Below are 21085 nucleotides of genomic sequence, written 5' to 3' on the forward strand. Positions count from 1 at the left end.
TCGGACGCTAGCGGAACACCCCGTCCGTTTGGCTAAAGTGAGAGCGGTGACGAACCGTTTGCCTCACTCCCTGCGCTCCGATGCCCGGGACAACCGTGAGCGCATCCTCGCAGTGGCCCGCACGACGTTCGCCGAGCAGGGGCTGGACGTGGCGATGCGCGAAATCGCGCGGCGTGCCGAGGTTGGTCCCGCGACGCTCTACCGGCACTTCCCGACCAAAGAGGCGCTGGTCACCGACGTCTTCACCGAGCAGATGGCAGCCTGCACCGCCATCGTCGACGAGGGGCTGGCCGATCCGGACCCATGGCGCGGCTTCTATCGGATGATCGAGCGGATATGTGAACTGCACGCACTGGATCGGGGCTTCACCGCAGCGTTCGTCTCGGCTTTCCCCCACGCGATCGACTTCGCCGCGGACCGGCAGCGGGCGCTGGGCAAGGTCGCCGAACTCGCCCGCCGGGCCAAGGCGGCGGGCAAGCTGCGCCCGGACTTCGTCCTGGACGACCTGATCATGATGCTCATGGCCAACGGCGGTATCCGGACCACCTCGCGAGCCTCCGCGGTGGCCGCCTCGCGGCGCTTCGCCGCGCTGCTGATCCAGGGCATGCGGGCCGAGCCGGCCATCCCGCCACTGCCCCCGGCGGTCCGGCTGCCACTGGTGATGGTGCCTTAGTGCTGTGACCGGAAACGATCACCGGGTTGGGTGAGTGTTTCAAGCTGCCGGCGCGAGAGGCCGGCCGCCCCAGCGGAGGCCCTTCTCGCTGCGGATGCGGGCGCGTTCTCGGCGTGGCCGGCACATCTGGGCGGCTACACCGCAGACGAGCATCCCGTTGTCCCGGGGCGTGTGCTGGAGGCGTCTCGCCAACCGGGCTCGCCGAGGATCCGGCGGTCCGGGGACACGTCCCCTGTTCGACGGGCCGTCGCCGTGGTTTCCGGAGACGCACTTCTGGCGGTAGCCGTACGACCGAAAAGGTACCCCTATCGATTGTCGGATTTGTGACCATGGTCCGGTCGTTCCGCTAACGTGCCGACGAACCTGATCGATGAAAGGCGGTTCCCGGTGAAGCTTCGAATGGCGGTCGGCGTGGTCGGCACCGTGGCGGCGGCACTTGCGGTGCTGTCGCCCACCTCCGCGCAGGCGGCGGCCAAACCATACGACGGCCAGGACCCATACCGCAGCGGTTGCGCCAAGACCGCACGAGAAGTACGGAAGGCCGGCATCAAGAGCCGGATCCACGGCCCGGTCGGCACGGTGCGGCTGATGTGGTCGACCAAGTGCAAGACCAACTGGGTCGAGGTAAGGACAGCCGCGTCGGCGACCGGCAGCATCAGCGTCTACACCAAGGACGGCCGGAGCAACACCTTCCGGTTCAAGGCCGGCAACAAGGGCCGGCACTGGGGGGACATGCTGTGGGCCAACAACATGTGCGCGTGGGGCAGCGTGCACGTGCAGTGGGGCGGCGGCAAGGGCGGGCAGAACGCCTCCGGCGCCACGGGGAGGGCCTGCCGCTGACGGGTCCCACCACGCGGGTCGCACTACGGCCCTGGGGGTGGGCAGCGCCGTCTCCAGGGCCGTGCGGCCTTCGTCACAGGGAGCGAGTTGACGTTGAACGAAAGCGCGCGACCTGCCCCTGTCTTCGGCGGAAGCAGACGACCGTCCATACATCCGCCGAAGGAGAGGTCTGGGACTGAACCAGCCGTCTCCGCCCCGGACCTCGCGTCTGCTCGGATTCGGGGGTAAGCCCTCCGATCCCAGAACACGATCGCCCATGAGAGGAGAGCGGCAGCACAGGCATCAAGCCCTCAAGACGAGAGTACGGTGCGCAGCGGGGTGACGAAGCGGTCGGCGTGTTCGACGAAGCCGGTGTGGTCCCCGGGGAACAGGGTGGGCTTGGTGTCGAGGGCGGTGGCAAGTGCTCTGGAGGTGTGGTCGCAGAGCTGCCCGGTCGACTCCTCGCCGATGCCGATCACGATGCGGGTCGGGACGGTGCGCAGCAGCGCGATGTCCGGGCGCCAGTGGGTTGTTCCCCACATCTCGTGGGCGAACCATCGGTGCTCGTCCCGGACCTGCTGCGGGTCGCGTTCTCCACCGAACATCATCTCCAGCGCGCCCTCGGGCAGCTCGATGCCCGCCTGCGCCATGAACTTCCCCCAGGCTCCGATGGCGTCGCCGGTCAGGTAGGTGGCGATGAGATCGTCGGTCTGCGCGTGGAGTCTGTCGCGGTCCTCCAGCAGTTCGACGAGCGGGGGCTCGTGGGCGACGACGGTGTGCACCTGCTCGGGGTGGGCCTGGGCGAGGGCCAGCGCGGTGACAGCGCCGCCGCTGGAGCCCAGTACGGCGGCAGGCCCGGCGTCCAGGTGGGTCAGCAGCCTGGACAGGTCGTCGGCGCGCAGCTCCGGGGTGGACTTCTGGGCCGGATCGTCGAGAGGGCTGCGGTTGATGCCGCGAGGGTCGGTGGTGAGGACGGTGTGGTCGACCGCGAGCAGGTCGGCCAGGGGCGCGAAGGCCGCGGCGTGCATCGGGGCGCCGACAAGGGCGATCAGCGGGCCTTGGCCGCGCACCTCGTAGTGGAGCCGGGCGCCCGGGACGTCGAGGGTGCCGCTGCTGGAAGGAGTGGACGATAGGGCGTTCACGGATTGCTCCCGTATCTGGTGTCGAGCGCTGCGGTGCCGGCTCGCCGGCCGCCCGGTCGGGCGGCCACGTCGTCCGGCGGTGCCGTACACCTTGACGACGAACGGAGATGTCCTCCGTCGACAGTCCCGTGAAGATTTTTCCGGCTGGCGTCGCAGTCAACCTCCCGGATGGATGCGATCTGGTCGAGCGGTATGTGGACGTCGACGTGGGCTCCCTGCCGTACGCGCAGGGCACCGTCGGCAGGTCCCCGCGACCGGGTGGCAGATCTTGCCGACGGGCCGCTCGCGCAGCAGGTCAACGTGGTGCGGCAACCCGGCGAAAGTGGCGCAATCTCCCCGTTATCCCTTTTTTCCTACTCATTTAGTAGGTTTAATGCTGTGGAACGGATGGTGCTCGATGATCGGCGGCGCAGGGCAGATCGTGCCCGGCAGGTCGCCGACCTGCTGAGAAGACAGATCCTCCAAGACAGCTTCCCCCAGGGGCAGCTGCCGCTGGAGGCCGCGCTCGCGCGCGAGTTCGACACCTCGCGCAATACCATACGAGAGGCGCTCGACCTGCTCCGCGAGGAAGGGCTGGTCGAGCGCTGTCCGGGCGTGGGCACCACGGTGGCGGCCGAGAAATACCCGCACGGCCTGCACCGCCTGCTCGGCCTCGCCGAGACCCTGCACGAGCACGGGCAGGTGACCAACCAGGTCCGCACGATGACCCTGATGGAGCCGCCCGCCCAGGTCAGCCAGCGGCTCGGGCTCCCACCCGGCGAGCAGGTCGTCTACCTCGAACGGCTCCGCAGCCTGAACGGCCTGCCGCTCTCGCTTGATCTCACTTACCTCGTCCGCGACGCCGGCGAGCCGCTGTTCGACGCCGACCTGGCCAACAACGACATCTTCGCGCTGCTCGAAGGGATCGCCGGGCAGCCCCTCGGCACGGCCGAGCTCACGCTCGAAGCCGTCAACGCCGACCCACACACCGCCGCAGCGCTCGGCACGCCTCGCGGAGCCGCGCTGCTCATGGTCGAGCGGCTCACCCACCTGGCCGACGGTAGGCCGGTCGACCTGGAGTTCATCCGATTCCGGGGCGATCGGCTCACCATGCGCGGCCAACTGCGACGAACCCCGGACGAGGAGCGGGCATGGCCCTGATCAACCAGCGCGTCGAAGTCCCCGTGACAATCGACGAATCCGTATGCATCGATGGCTGCACCTTATGCGTCGAGGCGTGCCCGCTCGACTCCCTGGCGATCAGCGAGGAGACCGGCAAGGCGTACATGCACGTAGACGAGTGCTGGTACTGCGGCCCGTGCGCGGCCAGGTGTCCCGTGGACGCGGTCACCATCAACATTCCCTACCTGCTGCGATAAAGGAAAAGCACCATGCTGCGCAAGGCCTTGATGGCGACCCTCCTGCTGGCCTCGGCCGCCTGCTCGGTCTCAGGCACGTCGGCGGGCGGCGACGGGAAGCCCACGCTCGTCGTCGGCTACCAGTCCAAGACCATCAACACGGTGACGGCGGGAACCCTGCTGCGTTCGCTCGGTTACCTGGAGAAGCGACTCGGCAGCAAATACAGGGTCGAGTGGCAGGACTATGACACCGGCGCGCCCATCACCGCCAAGATGGTGGCCGGGAAGATCGACATCGGCTCCATGGGCGACTACCCGCTGCTGATCAACGCCGCCCGCACGCAGGACATCCCCGCGGCGCGCACTGAGCTGATCTCCATCACCGGCTACAACCTGCGCGGCGGGCTCAACATGGTCGTCGTCCCGCCCGAGTCCGAGGCGCGAACCCTGGCCGATCTCGCCGGAACCAAGATCTCCGCCAGTGTCGGCTCGGCCGGACACGGGACGCTCGTCCAAGCCCTGGAGAAGGCCGGAATCACCGACGTGGAGACGGTCAATCATCAGCCCGCCGTGGGCGCGGCCCAGCTGGAATCCGGCGGCGTCCAGGGATACGCGCAGTTCGTGGCCTGGCCAGGGCTGCTGGCCTTCCAGAACAAGGGCCGGATCGTGTACGACGGCTCGGCGCTCAACGTGCCGACCTTCCATGGTGTGGTGGTGCGGCAGGAGTACGCCAAAGCGCATCCGGAGGTCGTCGACGCCTTCCTCAAAGCACAGATCGACGCCACCCGCTACCTGCACGAGCACCCCCTGGAGGCGGCCGAGTCGGTGGCCAAGGCCACGGGGCTGCCGCCCGAGGTCGTCTACCTCTACAACGGGCGGGGCGGCATCGCGACCTTCGACGTCACGCTGAAGCAGCCCTTGCGGGCCGCGCACGAGCACGACGTGACCTACCTCAAGCGGATCAGCCCGGACTTCTCCGGCGTGAACGTCGGCTCTTTCGTCAACGACGGCTACCTGCGGAAGGCGTACGGCCCCACCTACGACGCCGACCGGGCCTCTACCGCGAACGCCGCCCCCGTCACTGGCACCGACGCCGCCTGCGACCTGCCCGTCTCCGATCCGAGGACCGCCTCGGAGCTCTGGCTGACCGGCGAGGACGCCACGCGTCCCGCCGCCACCCCCACCTGCCTGCTCCGCCAGATCGCAACGGCGGGTGGGAGCGTGCGCGCCGCTTACGTCCCGGACACGGCGACGGGGACGCGGTGGTTCGCCGACCGGTCCATCTGGCTGACGGACCCGTCCGCCGATCCCACCGCCCGCTTCCTGCCCTTCACGACGCAGGACGGGGCCGATGCCTATCGCAAGGCCCACCCGAAAACGGAACCCGTCGCGTACGAGTCCGCGCTGAAGGCCGCAGCGGGAGGCGACGCCCGATGAGCGGCGCCGAGGCCCAGATCACCGACCAGGCCCGCCAGCCGGACCCGCTGCCCTCGCCTCCACGCTCGGACGGCCCCCGGCGTACGGCGTCGCCGTACGCCCCCGAGCGCGGCGTGTCTCCCGCATCTGCGCAACCCGCCCCGAATGGCGGAGGACGTGGGCGGCGGTGGGCGGTCCGGGCCGCGTCCCTCCTGGCCGCGGCGGCGTTGTGGCAGGTGCTCACCGTCACCGACGCCCGCCTGTGGCTGAGGTTCGACCGCCTCCCCACACTGGACCAGATCGCTGCCCGGGCGGCTGGGCAGCTCGGTACCCAGATCTACTATCTCGACCTCCTCCAAAGCCTGATCAGGATCCTCGCCGGCTTCGGCCTGGCCGCCGTGGCAGGCGTCGCGATGGGCGTGCTGGTGGCCAGGTCCACGAGGGCGGGCGACGTGTTCACCCCCCTCCTCGAAGCCGTGCGGCCCATCCCCGCCATCGCCCTGGTCCCGGTGGCGATCCTGCTCTTTCCCACCGACGAGCAGGGCATCGTGTTCATCACGTTCGTCGCCGCGTTCTTCCCGATCACGGTGAGCACCCGCCATGCCGTACGGGCCCTCCCCACCCTGTGGGAGGACGCGGTGAGGACGCTCGGCGGCGCCCGGCGCCACGTGCACTGGTACGTCGTGCTCCCCGGTGCACTTCCCGGCGTGTTCGGCGGCCTGTCCGTCGGCATGGGCGTGTCGTGGATCTGCGTCATCTCGGCGGAGATGATCTCAGGGGAGTTCGGGGTCGGCTACCGCACCTGGATGTCGTACACGATTGTCGACTACCCCGCCGTCATCGTCGGCATGATCACCATCGGCCTGCTCGGGTGGCTCACCTCGGCCGCTGTGGAGCTGGTCGGCCGCAGGGTGACCCGGTGGCTGCCCCGGGCGGAGAGGAGCGGGCCATGACGCTGGGGATCACCCTGGAGTCCTTGACGCTCGGCTACGCTCGCGACCCCGTACTCGACGAGATCAACCTGGCCGTTCGGCCTGGCGAGGTCCTGGTCGTGGTCGGTGCGTCCGGCTCGGGCAAGTCCACGCTGCTGCGCGCGCTGGCCGGGCTGCTGCGGCCGTACCGGGGAAGGATCGTCGCCGAAGGCGAGGAGATCGCGGCCACCTCGCGGGACCGCGCGATGATCTTCCAGGACGACGCTCTGCTGCCCTGGCGCACCGTCCGGAGCAACGTCGAGCTGCCGCTGCGCATACGCAAACTGCCCAAGCGCGAGCGCCGCGCGGCCGCGCGGGAGTGGATCGCCCGCGTCGGCCTGGCCGGACACGAGGACAGGCTGCCGCGCGAACTCTCCGGCGGTATGCGGCAGCGCGTACAGCTCGCCCGTGCCCTCGCCGGAGCTCCCCGCGCGGTGCTGATGGACGAGCCGTTCGGCGCGCTCGACGCCCAGACCCGCGCCGAGATGCAGAGGCTTCTGCTGCACGTGCTGCGCGACACCCGCGCCACGGTCATCTTCGTCACCCACGATGTGGATGAGGCGCTCCTGCTCGCCGACCGCGTGGTGGTGCTCGGCTCAGGAGGCGTGCGCGCGCTGATCGAAGTGCCGCGACCGCGCGACCTCGGCGTGGACCGGACGGCGCTGCGCGACCAGATCATCAAGGAGTTGTGAATGGAGATCCCCTCGATCGAGGACCGCCTGCACCTGGAGTGCGAGGTCCTCGTCGTCGGCGGCGGCACCGCCGGCACCATGGCCGCGATCACCGCGGCGGAGCACGGCGCGCGGGTGCTGCTGCTGGAGAAAGCCCATGTACGGCACAGCGGTGCGCTGGCCATGGGCATGGACGGCGTCAACAACGCCGTCATCCCGGGCAAGGCCGTGCCCGAGGACTACGTAGCCGAGATCACCAGGGCCAACGACGGCGTCGTCAACCAGAAGACGATCTACCAGACCGCGACCAGGGGATATGACATGGTGCGCCGCCTGGAACGGTACGGGGTGAAGTTCGAGAAGGACGAGCACGGCGAATACGCCGTCCGAAGGGTCCACCGTTCGGGCAGTTATGTGCTCCCCATGCCCGAGGGCAAAGACGTGAAGAAGGTCCTCTACCGCGTCCTGCGCCAGCGCCACATCCGGGAGAAGGTCCACATCGAGAACCGCGTCATGCCGGTCAGGGTCCTCACCTCACAGGGCCGCGCCGTCGGCGTGGCGGGATTTGACACCCGCTCCGGCCGCTTCGTCGTGGTGAGCGCCGGCGCCGTCATCCTCGCCACCGGCGCCTGCGGCCGACTCGGCCTGCCCGCCAGTGGCTATCTCTACGGCACCTATGAGAACCCCACCAACGCCGGCGACGGCTACGCGATGGCATACCACGCCGGAGCGGAGCTCAGCGGTATCGAGTGCTTCCAGATCAACCCGTTGATCAAGGACTACAACGGCCCGGCCTGTGCGTATGTGGCCAACCCGTTCGGCGGCTACCAGGTCAACAACAAGGGGGAGCGGTTCGTCGACTCCGACTACTGGTCGGGCCAGATGATGGCCGAGGTCTCCGCCGAGATCGCCTCGGCTCGCGGCCCCATCTACCTCAAACTCTCCCACCTACCTGACGAGGCCGTCACCGCGATCGAGAACATCCTGCACACGACCGAGCGCCCCACACGCGGCACCTTCCACGCCGGGCGCGGCCACGACTACCGCACCCACGACGTGGAGATGCACATCTCGGAGATCGGCCTGTGCGGCGGCCACTCGGCGTCCGGCGTGTGGGTGGACGAGCACGGCGCGACTACCGTGCCCGGCCTGTACGCGGCCGGAGATTTGGCCTGCGTCCCGCACAACTACATGATCGGCGCCTTCGTTTTCGGCGACCTGGCCGGAGCCCACGCCGCCGCGCACCACCGGCCGGGAGCATCGCTGCCCGAGGACCAGATCGAAGCCGCGCACGCGTTGGCCTACCGGCCCCTGCGCAACCCGGACGGGCCGCCGCAACAGCAGGTCGAATACAAACTGCGCCGCTTCGTCAACGACTACGTGGCCCCGCCCAAGACGGCCGCCAAACTGGAGATCGCGCTGGAGTCGTTCGAACGGATGCGGGAGGAGATCGACGCGATGGGGGCGCGGACGCCCCACGAACTGATGCGGTGCGCCGAAGTGGACTTCATCCGCGACTGCGCCGAGATGGCGGCCAGGGCCTCGCTCACCCGCACCGAGAGCCGGTGGGGCCTCTACCACGAGCGCGCCGACCAGCCGCAACGCGACGACGACACCTGGCTGTACCACCTCAACCTACGCAAGCGCGGCGATGGCGCGATGGAGTTCCTCAAGCGACCCGTGGAGCCGTACCTCGTGCCCGTAGCGGAGTTCGCACCCGTCGCGGCCGAGCCCGTGATCCTCGGAGCGCACGCGGCCACGGCGGTCCGCCGGGCGCGCGGCGAACGTTCAGACCGCGCCGCGGTCGGCCGCTCACCGCGCATCCTGGAACTGCATCGCCTGACCGAGGAACAGCCGACCATGCACGACCTCGCGCCCTACCTGGCCGACCCCGACCCCAAAGTGCGCAGAGCCGCGATCGCCACGCTCACCGAGACCGTGCCGCAAGGCGCGGGCACGGCGCTGGTCGGCGCGCTCGCCGACCAGCGCGGCACCGTACGGCACGCCGCCGCCACCGGCCTTCTGGAACTCGTCGAAGTGCTGCCCGCGACGGCGGAGTTCGGCGAGGCGCTGGCGGGCCGCTTGGACAGCGGGGACCCCGTGGTCAGGGGCGCCGTCCTGGACGTGCTGCGCGCGCTGCGGCTCGGCCGTACCGAGATCTTCCAGGCGGCGCTGGCTGACGCGGACCACCGCGTGCGAATCGCCGCGATCCGCGGCCTGGTCTCACTCGACGAGGCCGGCCCGGTGGCCACCGCCGCGACCGACCCCGCAAGAGCGGTACGCGTATGGGCCGCCAAGGGGCTCGGCCTCATCGGCAAGCCGTCCGACGCGCTGCCGTTGCTCGCCGGGGACGCCGACCCGCTGGTCAGAGCCGCCGCGCTGGAATCATCCGGAGCGGTGGGCGCACCGCTCACGGCAGACGCCGTACGGGCCATACGGGACCCCGCCTGGCAGGTCCGGGTGGGCGCGGTGCGCTGCCTTGCGGCAGCCGACCCCGCCACCGCCGAGCAACCGCTCGTGGCGGCCCTCTCGGATGCCAACATCGACGTGCGCAAGGCCGCCGTGCTCGCCCTCACCCCCCGCGCCGCCGCCACGGATGTCGCGCCCGCCCTGCGGGCCGCCCTCACAGACTCCGACGCCGACGTCCGAGCCTACGCGCGTAAGGCGATCACCCGCGTCTAGAACATATAGACCGGTCGGCCCACCATTCACATCAAGCGTTCGGACAGTGAGCCGAGCGTACGAAAACAGCAGCAACCAACGCGCCGCCGCCGGCCCGCCACGCTTCCAGGTGATCGGGCACGCTCACATTCCCCAGCCGCACGGCGTTGTCCTCGTCACCGCCGGCCAGGGTGTGCCCGTCGCGGCTGAAGGCCACTGAATTCACCGACCCGGCATGGCCGGCCGGCGGGGTGCCGATTGGCCTGCGGGTAGCCAGGTCCCACAACCGCGCCGTCTCATCGGCACTGGCGCCGGCCAGGGTATGCCCGTCAGGGCTGAAGGCCATAGAGGTCACCCACGTTGTGATCCCCAGGACGTGACCTCGAACACGACCCGGCGGTCATTTAAAACAGCTTGAATCAGCGTCGGCACCGCTCCCGGTTGGAACTCATCGGCTCACCCGAGCGCGAACTGGCCCTTTACGCCAAAGCGCACCGGTTCCAAACTACGGGGGCCAACGACAAACAACGAGAAGCCCCAGACTCACGGGGGAGGCCAAGATTCAAGGAACAAGGCCAACCGGGCGCAAGCGATGGGGGGTGTGGGTGGCGAAGCCCCCACCCGCGATGCGAAGCGAGCACTACGCAGGTGCCGCCGCGAACGGCCCGCGCTTTCCGCGGGCACACGTCCCCAAGGAAGGCACGTGGGCGATACTGGGATTGAACCAGTGACCTCTACCGTGTCAAGGTAGCGCTCTCCCACTGAGCTAATCGCCCTAAAAACCCCCGAAAAGGGGCCTCAGAGCGGACGACGGGATTCGAACCCGCGACCCTCACCTTGGCAAGGTGATGCTCTACCAGCTGAGCCACGTCCGCATGGATGAATAATCACCCGTTTGTTAAGCACCGGCCACATTAGCAGAATCGCCATTGTGACCGATGCTCGCCGAGGTGGAGACGGGATTTGAACCCGTGTAGACGGCTTTGCAGGCCGTTGCCTCGCCTCTCGGCCACTCCACCAAAGATCGACCCGAGCGGACGACGGGATTCGAACCCGCGACCCTCACCTTGGCAAGGTGATGCTCTACCAGCTGAGCCACGTCCGCCTGTGGCCCCAACCGCTTGGGGCTACGTGTAAGACTCTATCGCCTCTCAGGCCCGGATGTGCCCAACCGGCGGCTTCAAAGGCCAAAGGGATCAACGGTCGATGATCTCCACGTCGTCGGCTTTCACGAACATCACGCGGTGGCCGAGTTGGATCTGGTGGTAGCGGAGCCGGCCGCGGATGATCACGTGCTCTCGTGGGTCGACCGACTTGGCCCGGGTGTAGGCCGAGCGGATGGTGAGGCCGAGGGTGTAGCGGCGGCCGGGGCGGAGTGTGTATTGCAAGGGGACGAGTTTCTCCGGCCGGATGCCGCCGGGGTAGGCGTCGGCCTCGGGGTAGGCCCTGCCGTATACCTTGACGGAGTCGAGGCCGGCGCGTGGGGTGACGAGCGGGCCGTCGGCGGGGAGGGCGGTGGGGGAAGAGGCGGGGTTGTGGAACCACGCCTTCTGGTTGAGATACCAGATCGCGGTCCAGTCGCCCTGGCGGTCGGCGACGGCGTAGCGCTGGCCGGTGGAGGCGCGGCCGGCGTGGTCGTAGACGCTGTGGGTGGAGGCGCCGCCGCCGTGTTTGCCGATGTCCTTGACCAGGGGGGAGTGGTGGGAGGGTTCGGTGTGCAGCCAGACGGAGGCCGAGCCCTGGCGTTTGCAGTGTCTGGCGGGTTGTTTGCGTGTGCAACCGGTGTATTGCGCCTGGTGGTGCTCGAAGTCCGGGCGGATGATGACCGAGGTGGCGTCCTCCTCGCCGGTGGCGGTGAAGGGGGCGTCGAGAAGGGCGAAGAAGCGCGCCCAGTCCCAGTAGGGACCGGGGTCGACGTGCATGCCGCGCACGCGGTCGGGGGTGATGCCGGGCACGTTGTCGTGGCCGATTATGTGGGCGCGGTCGAGGGGGATGTCGTGCTCGTCGGCCAGGTGCCGCACGAGTTTGGCCGAGGCGCGATACATCGCCTCGGTGTACCAGGTGCCGCCTCGGGCTAGGTAGCCCTCGTGCTCGATGCCGATGGATCTGGAATTTATATCCCAGTTGCCGGCATGCCAGGCGATGTCGCCCGTCCGCACATGCTGGGCGACATGCCCGTCCTCGGAGCGGATGGTGTAGTGCCAGCTCACATACCGGGGATTGTTGACCATGGAGGGCACACCCCGGAACGACCCCTCCGTGTCGTGGATGACGATGTAGTCGATCTTCCGATCCTCATGCAGCCGGTCGTGGTTGCCGTAACTCTTCCGTCCCGTCCGCGCATATGCGGCGGGCATCCACTCACACGCCAGTGACTCCGGGCATTCCGCCCGCCGGCGGTGATCGCGTCGCGCGGGGCGATCGTGCCGCCCGTGGCCGCCGCGGCGTTTCTTTCCCCACTTCGGCCGTTGGCGGTCGGGCCCGGGGTTGCGGTGGAGGCGATAGCGACGCGGTGAGCGGTCGCGGTCCGCACCGAGGGTGGGGTGGGCGCCGAGGGCGGGGTGGGCGCCGAGGCGCAGGGCGAAGCCGTCGTCGGTGGTGCGGGCGGCGCCCGCCTGGATGGTGCCGAAGACCTCGTCGGCGAAGCCGGTGCTTCCTGCCGGGTCTCCGCCGTAGGCGGCCACCGCGTCATACCAGTCCGCCGGGTTCGCGCTCTTGTGCCCGCCGAGGGCGCGCTGGTGGTCGGCGAGCAGGGCCGCGCCGCCGCGGATGTTGGCGTCGGGGTCGCGGCGCAGCCGCTCGGGGGCGATCCCGGTCAGCTCGGCGGCCCGCATGAGCGTGCGGGGCGCGGCGGGGCTGTGCTTAGGGGGCTGGTGACGGTGTCTCGGCATCGGGCGCGAGGGGTCGCCGCGCGGGTCCTCGCGGTCGTCGTCGTGGTGATTGCCCAGGGAGTACGGCAGAGCCGTGTCGCGCCGGGCCGCCGGTAGGTCGATCAGGTGCATGGGGCCGTATCCGCCCGAGGTGCTGGGCAGCCCGGCATGGGAGTCCCACCTCGAGTGGAGATAGGAGACGCCGAGCAGCACGCTGACCGGCACCCCGAACTCGCCGGCGGCCTTGGCGAAGGCGGCATGGCGGGTGGCCGCGGCGGGGGCGGCGGGGGCGCGGCGTTCGGCGGGGTCGTGGGGGACGAGGGCGGGGGAGATCAGCACGGCGGCCGAGGCGACCACTGCGGAGGTGGCGATCGACATTGACGGCATCTGCGACTCCCCAGGCTCAACTACTCCTCGTCCCTTCAAGACTACTCAGAGTAATTGGCTGGTTTGCTCGTGCAGAGGAGGGTGGTTCGGGGTTTCGGTGAAGCTTTTCCATGGATGATCCGTTCTTCATGGATTCATCGGATGGAATACGGCTCAGGCCGGGGTGGTGTATCGGGATATCTGATTAATGGAGCCGATTTATCAATGGAAATCCCTCTGGTGGGCAGGGGTGCCCCGGCGATGCGCGCGATAGGAGATCTTGCCGCTCGGGAGAGTCGCTGCTCGGTTCCCCCGCCGACCCGCGAGGGGAGGGGGCATGTGCTCGATCGGAAGCCAAGTGTGATACCACACCAAGGCCCCGTGAACAGGGCAGAGAGCCTGTGAGAAGCTTGTGAATCGAAATCCTGCCCGATATCGGGCAGGGAGCTTGGTATTGGTAGATCTCTCTGCGTAAGGTCCACATTTGTGTCAACGGCGCGGCATCCTCACAGCGACCTCATCGCCCACCTGACCAGGACGAGCCCACTCGGCCCCGGTGAGGCGGCCAGGGTCGTGGCGGATGTGCTGGCATACTTCTCCGAGTCTGCGGAGGAGTTCGTCCGCCGCCGCCACGCCGAGCTGCGGGCGCGTGGTCTCACCAACGAGGCGATCTTCCCGAGGATCGCGGCGGAGATCGCCGCGCGCCGGGTCTCGGCGCCTGAGTTGTCGCTGCGGCAGCTGCGCCGGATCGTCTACGGATAGGGAGAATCTGCGGATGTGTGGAATCGTGGCCTATGTCGGCCCGCAGGACGCGGCGCCGATCCTGCTTGAGGGGCTTCAGCGGCTCGAATACCGCGGCTACGATTCGGCCGGGCTCGTCGTGTCCGCCAGGGGTTCGCTCAAGCTCCGCAAGGTCAAGGGGCGGGTGGCCGACCTGGCCTCCGCCGTGCCCGCGCGCTTCAAGGGCAACCTCGGCATCGGCCACACGCGCTGGGCGACCCACGGTGAGCCGAGCGACGTCAACGCGCACCCGCATCTGTCCAACGACCAGCGCATCGCGGTCGTGCACAACGGCATCATCGAGAACGCCGACGAGCTGCGCGCCAAGCTCACCGCCGACGGCGCGGAGTTCGCCAGCGAGACCGACAGCGAGGTGCTCGCCCACCTCATCGCCCGCACCGTCGCCGACACCGCGAATCTGTCGGAGGCCGTGCGGCTGGCGCTCAAGAGGATCGTCGGGACATACGGCATAGCCGTCGTCGACGCCCAGCGCCCCGGCGAGGTGGTCGTCGCGCGCAACGGCTCGCCCATCGTGCTCGGCCTCGGCGAGAAGGAGATGTTCGCCGCCTCCGACGTGGCCGCGCTCGTGCGTTACACGCGCCAGGTTGTGCACCTGGAGGACGGCGAGCTGGCGGTGATCAAGGCCGACGGGTTCACGACCTTCACCATGGACGCCCGCGAGACGGCCAAGGAGCCGCTGGTCGTCGACTGGGACGCCGGGCACTACGACACCGGGGGATACGCGCACTACCTGCTCAAGGAGATCTCCGAGCAGCCCGAGACCTTGGCCCGCACCCTGCGCGGGCGCATCGACGACCGGTTCCACATCGCCCACCTCGGCGGGCTCAACCTCACACCACACGAGACCAGGGCATTTCGCCGGGTGAAGATCATCGGCTGCGGGTCGGCCTACTATTCGGGGCAGATCGGCGCCCAGTTGATCGAGGAGCTCGCGCGCATCCCCGCCGACGCCGAGCCCGCCTCGGAGTTCCGCTACCGCAACCCGGTCGTCGAGCATGACACGCTATATGTCGCCATCAGCCAGTCGGGCGAGACCTACGACACGCTGGCCGCGGTCCAGGAGCTGAAGCGCAAGGGCGGCCGGGTGCTCGGCATCGTCAACACCGTCGGCAGCGCCATCGCCCGCGAGTGCGGCGGGGGCATCTATCTGCACGCGGGCCCGGAGGTGTCGGTCGCCTCGACCAAGGCGTTCACCTCCACGGCGGCCGCGTTCGCGCTGCTCGCACTGCACTTCGGCCGGGTGCGCGACCTGTCGCCCGCGCACGGGCGCCGCATCTGCGACGGGCTGCGGCGGTTGCCCGGGCAGATTGAGGAGATCCTCGCCGGCGGCGAGCGGATCGCCGCGCTCGCCGCGAAGTACGCCCACCATCCGAGCATGATGTTCGTGGGCCGGGTGCGGGGCTATCCCGTGGCGCGGGAGGGCGCGCAGAAGCTCAAGGAGATCTCCTACATCCACGCCGAGGCATATCCCGCCAGCGAGCTCAAGCACGGGCCGCTCGCCCTGATCGGCCCCGAGACGCCGACCGTGGCCCTGGTGCCCGACGACGAACTGCTGGACAAGAACCTCACCACCCTCGGGGAGATCCGCGCCCGCGGCGGGAACGTGCTCATGGTCGGCCACCGCCAGGTCGACCCCAAGCTCGCCGACGACGTGATCCTCGTGCCGAAGAACGAGCCGGAGCTGGACCCGATCCTGCTGAGCATCCCGCTGCAGATCTTCGCCTACCACGCGGCGGTGGCCCTCGACCGCGACGTCGACCGCCCCCGCAACCTGGCCAAAAGCGTCACCGTCGAGTGACCCGGCCCAGCCGCACCGCATCGGAGGCTCCGCCGATGCGGTACGGCGGCGCCTAGAAGACGGTCAGACGGACGGGCGGCCGGGGGAGTTCGGAAGGCGTTCGACGAGCCCCCTGCAGGGCCTCCTGGAGTTCCATCCTGGCCAGGGGGGCGCCCAGGCAGAAGTGCACACCCCTGCCGAACCCCGGGTGGGGGGCGTGCCCGGTCACCAGCCGGTCGGGGGCGGGGAAGACCGGCGGGTCGTGGTTGGCCACCTGGTTGACGGGCAGGGCGGCCAGACGGGCGAGATCTCCGCTGGGCAGTTGCACGTGGGGCAGCGAAGGCTCTTGCAGCTCCCTTGCCGGTTCGTCTCCGAGAGTCCCGCCGTTACCTCGGGGAAGGGGAATTGGGGCACCGTTGAGATTCCGTAGGAGAAGTTAACTGTGGGAGGCATGGCGAGTAAGGCGCATTCTCGTCGGGTGGCCGCTGAGTCGGGTGGGAACGTGGCCATCTAGGGAGATCACTACTGCCCCTTCAGCCACAGTGTGCTCACTGGCGACACAGGCTTTTCTCGCTCTGTAGCGCTCTCAGTGTCGCCACGGAGAGTTATATAAATGCCACTGAAAGTAATCGCCCAACGGGGGGAGCTCGCCACGGCGGCCTCCCCTGCAAGGAAATGGAGCTCCATGTCTCCCATCGGCGCGCGTACCGCCACCATCGCACTGGCCGGCCTCCTCGGGCTGGCCATGGCTCCCGCGGCTCTCGCCGCAGCACCGCAGGCCGCCCCGTGCGGCAGCACGGCTGCATCGTGGGTCGGCACCTATACGGCCAACCCTCCCGGCGCGGCCGCCGTCACCATCGCCGTCACCGCGAACGACGTGACCCTGACCCGGGGATCGGAGTCGACCAAGCAGACCTACACCGTCTCCGCCAACAGCCTGCAGTTCGGCGGCCAGGGCGTCTTCTGGCTGCTCAGCGCCCCCACCTGCACCGGCGACACCGTGTCCGAGGCCACCCTGTCCATCGCGGGCGGCGGCTACGGCATCTCGGTCGACGCCACCCGCAGCTGACGACCCGGAGTCCGTCGGTGTTAGTACGGCGGGACATGCCCTCCTTCGCCCGGGTGTGACCGCCATCTTGTAGAACGCCGACGGTTGTGAGAGAAACGACGCCCGCCCCGAAGCCGCAACCTCCGGGGCGGGCGTTCTATTTTCCCCCTTCAATGGGAGAAGTGTGCGGCTTTCACCCGTGAAGCCGCACAGGCACACGTTCAGGACAGCGGATCATGGAACCCCAAACCCGCGGGTGATCGAGGAGGAGCCCAAGCGGCTGATCGAGGTGCCCGGCAACTCGGCCGCCGGCTCGGCCAGGGCCATGTCCGGCAGCCGCGCGGCGAAGGCCTGAAGGTTTCCTGGAGCTCGATGCGGGCCAGGTTGGCGCCCAGGCAGTAGTGCGCGCCCCGGCCGAAGCCCAGGTGAGGAGGGCCGTCATAGCCCGGCTTGACGACCTCGAGGTTGGCCGTGGAGGACACCGCCATGACCGCCTGGCCCCGCCTGCAGGCGGTAGGTGGGAGTGACAGGCCTACCCGGCACGTTCCGGTCGTCCGTACGGTGACACCATCGAGCCCCCCAAGGGGCGCATCCCGGAAGGAACCTCTCGTGACCACCGCTCCCGCCCCAGCCCCGTCGAGCGAGGCGCTGGCCGCCCTCGTCGACAAGGAGGCGATTCGCGGCCTGCTCGTGCGCGGCTGGCGTGCCTTGGACCACAAGGACTACGACACCTGGATCGACTGCTGGACCGCCGACGCCGAACTCGCCTTCGGCCCCTGGGAGCCGCTCCACGGCGCGACCACCATCAGGGACACCGTCGTCCAGGCCGAAGATCGCTATGACGCCATGTTCCACCACCTGCTCAACACGCACTTCGAGATCGACGGCGACCGCGCCACCGGCGTCGGCTACATGCTGTTCGTCGGGATCCCCGACAGCGGCGAGCCGGGCGAGCACTTCGACATGGGCGGCTCCTACGCGTGGGAGTTCGTCCGCACCGGCGACGGCTGGAAGGTCGCCGGGCAGCACCTGACCATGGCCTGGAAACTGGGCGTTGACACCCTCGGCTCCTTCTCATGACCGGCAGCCGTCTCGGGGAGTTCCTGCGCGCCCGCCGCGCCGCGGCCGACCCGGCACGGCACGGGCTACCCGCGGGGCAGCGCCGTACGCCGGGACTGCGCCGTGAAGAGGTCGCGATCCTGGCCGGGGTGTCCACCGACTACTACATCCGGCTGGAACAGGGGCGCGACAGGCACCCCTCGCCCCAGGTCGTCGAGGCCCTCGCGGTGGCTCTCGGCCTGAGCGCCGACGCCGCCGACCACCTGCGCACACTGGCGAGCCCGGCGCCGCCGCGCAGACGACCCACCCGCACCGAGTATGCGGACGCCGCCCTCATCCGCCTCATGGACGGCTGGCACACCACCCCCGCGCTCATCTTCGACCGCTATCTCAACCAGCTGGCCGCCAACCCCCTCGGGGAAGCGCTGTTCGACTGGATGGGGGAGGAGGCGAATCTGGTCACCGCGGTGTTCCTCCGCCCGCCCGCCCGGACCTTCTACCGCGACTGGGAGGTCATCGCCGAGAACTGCGTGGCGGCGCTGCGCTCCAGCACCGGCGGCGACCTGGACGATCCAGCTCTCATCGCACTGGTGGGCGAGTTGTCCCTGAAGAGCGTCGATTTCGCTCGCCTGTGGTCGCGTTACGACGTGCGCAGCAAGACCGCCGAAACCAAACGATTCCACCATCACCTCGTCGGCGACATCGAGCTGAGCTACCAGTCGCTGAGCGTCAACTCCAGCCCCGGCCAGCAGCTGGTCGTCTACCAGGCCGAACCCGGGAGCCCCTCGGCCGACGCCCTGGCCATGCTCGGCAGTCACCGCCTTGGTACGGCTCGCGCCGTACAGCACAAGCATGTGTGACCGGCGGAACGTGGGGCTTTTTACCACTCCCACGGGGAGACCATCCCACTGAGACGGAACCATGATCAGACGCACTGTCGCCGTGACCGCCGCTCTCGCCTTCGCCCTCACTGCCTGTTCTCAGCACGAGGCGGCAGTCCAGGGCGCGGCCACTCCTTCACCCACCGCCTCCCACAGTCAGGAGCCCACCGTGACGTCCACGTCCACCGGCATTGCCGCCCACCCATATGTCGGTATGTGGGTCACCGCCGACGGCCACATCCGCCAGGAGTTGACCGCTGACGGCCGCTACGACGAGGCGCGCGGCACCCGCAAGAGCGCCTATACCGGCGGTTACACCGTCACAGGGAACCAGATCGACTATGTCGACGACACCGGTTTCACCGCCGACGGCGTCTTCGTCGACAACGACACACTGCACCACGGCGGCATGATCTTCTACCGCGAGCGCTGACCGTTATGCGGGAGCGTCGCCGAGGTGCACGAGCAGGCGCTCCGGCCGCTTGAACAGATGTCCCTGCGACCAGGGTACGGCGCTCGCCGGCTCGGCCAGGGCGAGATTCGGCAGCCGTGCCACCAGTGCCCGGAACGCCTCCTGGAGCTCCACCCTGGCGAGGTTGGCGCCGAGACAATAGTGTGGCCCCCTGCCGAAGCCCAGATGCGGATGGCCGGACCTCGCCGGGTCGACGCGCCGGGGGTCGGGAAACACCTCGGGATCGAAGTTCGCCGCCGAGGAGACCGGCAGAACGGCTTCGCCGCGCCGCACCCGTCCCGAGGGCAGGTCCACATCCTCGGTCGCCACCCGCATGAAGAGCGCGTCCCCCGGAGTCTCGGTGCGCAGGAGCTCCTCGACCACCCCGGGGATCGACTCCGGCGCCTCGACGAGGGCCGCATAACCCGAGCGCGGCTCCAGAAAGCGCACCAGGCCCCGCGTCAGCAGGGAACTCGTGGTCTCGTGACCTGCGAGGATCAAGGACACGGTGAGCCGGACGAGCTCCCTCTCGCTCAGGCGGTCTCCGTCGTCGCGCGCCTGGATCATCTGCGTCAGCAGCCCGCCGCCGGGGGAGCGCCGCTGCTCGGCGACGAGCTCGGCGGCGTAGTTGTGGAAGTCCAGCGAGGCCTGGCGGCGCTCCTCCTCCGAGACGTCGGCGGTGGAGAGCAGGGCGCAGGACATAGAGCGCACCTTGGCTATGTCGAGCTCCTTGACGCCGAGGATCGCGCAGATCACGCTCACCGGATAGAGAACGGCGAAGGTCGTCAGATCGACGATGGGCTCGCCCGCCTTGACCTCGGTGAGCAGCAGATCGTCGGCGACGGCGCGGATGGCGTTCCGCCAGCCGTCGGTCTGGCGGGGGGTGAAGGTGCCTGCGAGCAGCCGCCGGAGCCGGGTGTGCTCCGGGGCGTCCATGTTGATCAGCGAATTGGGCTCGTCGGATAAGTCATATCCCTTCAGCAGCCGTGGAGCTCCGGGGTAACGGAGGTTCCTGCTGAAGCGGGGGTCGGTCAGCACCGCGACCGCGTCCTCATAGCGGACCGCCAGCCAGGCGGGGTCGCCGCTCGGCAAGGTGACACGGGCCAGCGGTCCGGGGCGGAGCAGGTCCAGGAGTTCATCGGCGGGGCGGCCGGGCTCTTGGCGAGGGAAAGGGAAATGAGGGCATGCAGAGTTTTGTGACATAAACGCACGCTAGCGAGGCCTGACGCTTTTTCAAGGTCACATTTATGTGGTGAGATCCTTCCTTTTCTCAAGAAATCACCATTTATGGTGATTTGGTCGGGTGGGGGCGTGACTCCTTATGTGGTGAGTTCCCGTGGTGGTGGGTCCGGCTGCCTGTGCCGGGTTCCGGTACGGTGCAGCCCCCGGTGCCGAAGCGAGCGCCTGAGTGAGCAGGAGTGTGCAGTGTAGGCTTACGCTGTGGCGAACCCTGTGACCGGCTCCTCGACCCCCCTGCGATCAGAGGCCCTGGGGGCCGGGCTCCGCGCCGCCCGGCAGGAGCGCGGACTGTCCATCCGGGCGCTGGCCCGCACCCTCGGCTGCTCCGCCAGCCTGCTCTCCCAGATCGAACGCGGTGTCACCGCCCCCTCCGTCGGCATGCTCTACATGCTCGCCGGTGAACTGGGCGTGTCCATCGACCGGCTGCTCAACCTGGCCATCCCCGAGGTTCCGCAAGAGCCGCCCCCCGCCGAACGGAACGGCTCGGGGCGGCCGGAACCGTGGCACCTGATCCGCTCCCTGCCCCCGTCCCTCCAGGCCCAGGTGCAGAGGGCCACCGGCCGCCAGGCCGTCGACTTCGGCAGCGGGGTGCGCTGGGAGCGGCTCACGACCACGGCCGACTCCCGGGTGGACTTCATGGAGATCGTCTATGCGCCGGGCAGCTCATCGGAGGAACAGGTGGGGCATGAGGGCTACGAATACGGCATCGTGATCGAGGGATCGCTGACCGGCCGCATAGGGACGGAGGAATACGTGCTCAACGCGGGCGACTCCATCTCGTTCGCCTCCTCCACCCCTCACCACTACCGCAACGACGGCGAGATCACGACCCGCGCGATCTGGTTCGTGCTGCACACCCCGCACTCCCCATGAGCAAAGGGCCTTGCCGTACGGCGGAGGCCC

General features: G+C 69.0%; 21 protein-coding genes, 4 tRNA genes and 1 pseudogene. 16 read left to right on the plus strand and 10 right to left on the minus strand.

The genetic code is table 11. From position 1 onward, the window contains the following. The first annotated feature begins 46 nt into the window (after positions 1-46). Positions 47-673, plus strand: coding sequence for a TetR/AcrR family transcriptional regulator (locus Ssi02_RS03430; RefSeq protein ID WP_239128571.1), 627 nt, complete (start codon positions 47-49; stop codon positions 671-673). A gap of 387 nt (positions 674-1060) precedes the next feature. Next, positions 1061-1513 carry a DUF2690 domain-containing protein gene (locus Ssi02_RS03435; protein ID WP_204020904.1) on the plus strand — a complete coding sequence of 151 codons (453 nt, stop codon included), beginning with the start codon at positions 1061-1063 and terminating at the stop codon, positions 1511-1513. 290 nt (positions 1514-1803) lie between these two features. On the opposite strand, the gene Ssi02_RS03440 is transcribed toward Ssi02_RS03435, so the two are convergent. After that, positions 1804-2634: an alpha/beta fold hydrolase gene (locus Ssi02_RS03440; RefSeq protein ID WP_204020906.1), complete on the minus strand. Its 831-nt coding sequence runs from the start codon at positions 2632-2634 to the stop codon at positions 1804-1806. A 387-nt stretch (positions 2635-3021) separates the two neighbouring features. Between Ssi02_RS03440 and Ssi02_RS03445 the strand changes: the two genes are divergently transcribed. From Ssi02_RS03445 to Ssi02_RS03470, 6 genes are read left to right on the plus strand one after another with little or no spacing between them, the layout of a single operon-like run. After that, positions 3022-3774 carry a GntR family transcriptional regulator gene (locus Ssi02_RS03445; protein WP_204021435.1) on the plus strand — a complete coding sequence of 251 codons (753 nt, stop codon included), beginning with the start codon at positions 3022-3024 and terminating at the stop codon, positions 3772-3774. Further along, positions 3765-3992 carry a 4Fe-4S dicluster domain-containing protein gene (locus tag Ssi02_RS03450; RefSeq protein WP_204020908.1) on the plus strand — a complete coding sequence of 76 codons (228 nt, stop codon included), beginning with the start codon at positions 3765-3767 and terminating at the stop codon, positions 3990-3992. Before Ssi02_RS03445 ends, Ssi02_RS03450 begins: the two co-directional genes overlap by 10 nt. Positions 3993-4004: 12 nt before the next feature. Further along, a complete protein-coding gene (locus Ssi02_RS03455) occupies positions 4005-5408 on the plus strand; it encodes an ABC transporter substrate-binding protein (protein WP_204020910.1) in 1404 nt (467 codons plus the stop codon). Next, complete coding sequence (locus Ssi02_RS03460) at positions 5405-6340, plus strand: ABC transporter permease (RefSeq protein WP_204020912.1); 936 nt, start codon at positions 5405-5407, stop codon at positions 6338-6340. The genes Ssi02_RS03455 and Ssi02_RS03460 overlap by 4 nt, the downstream gene beginning before the upstream one ends. After that, the gene (locus Ssi02_RS03465) at positions 6337-7050 is read left to right on the plus strand and encodes an ABC transporter ATP-binding protein (protein WP_204020914.1); all 714 of its coding nucleotides are present in this window, start codon (positions 6337-6339) and stop codon (positions 7048-7050) included. Before Ssi02_RS03460 ends, Ssi02_RS03465 begins: the two co-directional genes overlap by 4 nt. After that, positions 7051-9711, plus strand: coding sequence for a fumarate reductase/succinate dehydrogenase flavoprotein subunit (locus Ssi02_RS03470; protein WP_204020917.1), 2661 nt, complete (start codon positions 7051-7053; stop codon positions 9709-9711). A gap of 31 nt (positions 9712-9742) precedes the next feature. On the opposite strand, the gene Ssi02_RS03475 is transcribed toward Ssi02_RS03470, so the two are convergent. From Ssi02_RS03475 to Ssi02_RS03500, 7 genes and pseudogenes are all read right to left on the minus strand, one after another. Then, entirely contained in the window at positions 9743-9976 is a 234-nt protein-coding gene (locus Ssi02_RS03475; RefSeq protein ID WP_373870079.1) for a WD40 repeat domain-containing protein, read from the minus strand. A gap of 3 nt (positions 9977-9979) precedes the next feature. After that, positions 9980-10066 (minus strand): annotated as a pseudogene (locus Ssi02_RS39720) (hypothetical protein); the annotation flags it as partial. A 328-nt stretch (positions 10067-10394) separates the two neighbouring features. Beyond that, positions 10395-10466: transfer RNA gene (locus Ssi02_RS03480), tRNA-Val, on the minus strand. A gap of 26 nt (positions 10467-10492) precedes the next feature. After that, positions 10493-10565, minus strand: a tRNA-Gly gene (locus Ssi02_RS03485). Between the two features lie 73 nt (positions 10566-10638). After that, positions 10639-10709, minus strand: a tRNA-Cys gene (locus Ssi02_RS03490). A 13-nt stretch (positions 10710-10722) separates the two neighbouring features. Beyond that, positions 10723-10795 (minus strand) — tRNA-Gly (locus tag Ssi02_RS03495). Positions 10796-10886: 91 nt separating this feature from the next. Beyond that, positions 10887-12947, minus strand: coding sequence for an N-acetylmuramoyl-L-alanine amidase (locus Ssi02_RS03500; RefSeq protein WP_239128572.1), 2061 nt, complete (start codon positions 12945-12947; stop codon positions 10887-10889). 465 nt (positions 12948-13412) lie between these two features. On the opposite strand from Ssi02_RS03500, the gene Ssi02_RS03505 reads away from it, so the two are divergent. Together Ssi02_RS03505 and glmS are read left to right on the plus strand one after the other, a co-directional pair. Then, complete coding sequence (locus Ssi02_RS03505; RefSeq protein WP_204020919.1) at positions 13413-13688, plus strand: hypothetical protein; 276 nt, start codon at positions 13413-13415, stop codon at positions 13686-13688. A gap of 13 nt (positions 13689-13701) precedes the next feature. After that, on the plus strand, positions 13702-15525 hold the full coding sequence (gene glmS, locus Ssi02_RS03510; protein ID WP_204020920.1) for a glutamine--fructose-6-phosphate transaminase (isomerizing): 1824 nt from the start codon (positions 13702-13704) through the stop codon (positions 15523-15525). 52 nt (positions 15526-15577) lie between these two features. On the opposite strand, the gene Ssi02_RS03515 is transcribed toward glmS, so the two are convergent. Continuing rightward, the gene (locus Ssi02_RS03515) at positions 15578-15832 is read right to left on the minus strand and encodes a hypothetical protein (protein ID WP_204020922.1); all 255 of its coding nucleotides are present in this window, start codon (positions 15830-15832) and stop codon (positions 15578-15580) included. A 357-nt stretch (positions 15833-16189) separates the two neighbouring features. Here Ssi02_RS03515 and Ssi02_RS03520 point away from each other — a divergent pair, with 357 nt between their 5' ends. The 5 genes from Ssi02_RS03520 to Ssi02_RS38530 all read left to right on the plus strand — a co-directional run bounded on the left by Ssi02_RS03520 (position 16190) and on the right by Ssi02_RS38530 (position 18925). Further along, complete coding sequence (locus Ssi02_RS03520; protein WP_204020924.1) at positions 16190-16573, plus strand: hypothetical protein; 384 nt, start codon at positions 16190-16192, stop codon at positions 16571-16573. Between the two features lie 163 nt (positions 16574-16736). Next, a complete protein-coding gene (locus tag Ssi02_RS03525; RefSeq protein ID WP_204020926.1) occupies positions 16737-16907 on the plus strand; it encodes a hypothetical protein in 171 nt (56 codons plus the stop codon). Between the two features lie 254 nt (positions 16908-17161). Next, on the plus strand, positions 17162-17632 hold the full coding sequence (locus tag Ssi02_RS03530) for a nuclear transport factor 2 family protein (protein ID WP_204020928.1): 471 nt from the start codon (positions 17162-17164) through the stop codon (positions 17630-17632). Then, positions 17629-18471, plus strand: a complete 843-nt coding sequence (locus tag Ssi02_RS03535; RefSeq protein WP_204020930.1) for a helix-turn-helix transcriptional regulator — start codon at positions 17629-17631, stop codon at positions 18469-18471. The genes Ssi02_RS03530 and Ssi02_RS03535 overlap by 4 nt, the downstream gene beginning before the upstream one ends. A 61-nt stretch (positions 18472-18532) precedes the next feature. After that, a complete protein-coding gene (locus Ssi02_RS38530) occupies positions 18533-18925 on the plus strand; it encodes an Atu4866 domain-containing protein (RefSeq protein ID WP_239128573.1) in 393 nt (130 codons plus the stop codon). A gap of 3 nt (positions 18926-18928) precedes the next feature. Here the strand turns inward: Ssi02_RS38530 and Ssi02_RS03545 are convergent, their stop codons facing one another. Further along, the gene (locus Ssi02_RS03545; protein WP_204020933.1) at positions 18929-20146 is read right to left on the minus strand and encodes a cytochrome P450; all 1218 of its coding nucleotides are present in this window, start codon (positions 20144-20146) and stop codon (positions 18929-18931) included. 237 nt (positions 20147-20383) lie between these two features. Between Ssi02_RS03545 and Ssi02_RS03550 the strand changes: the two genes are divergently transcribed. Beyond that, the gene (locus Ssi02_RS03550) at positions 20384-21055 is read left to right on the plus strand and encodes a helix-turn-helix domain-containing protein (protein ID WP_204020934.1); all 672 of its coding nucleotides are present in this window, start codon (positions 20384-20386) and stop codon (positions 21053-21055) included. Positions 21056-21085 lie beyond the last annotated feature (30 nt).

Origin of the sequence: Sinosporangium siamense (genome assembly GCF_016863435.1) — a bacterium.
GTDB lineage: Bacteria > Actinomycetota > Actinomycetes > Streptosporangiales > Streptosporangiaceae > Sinosporangium > Sinosporangium siamense.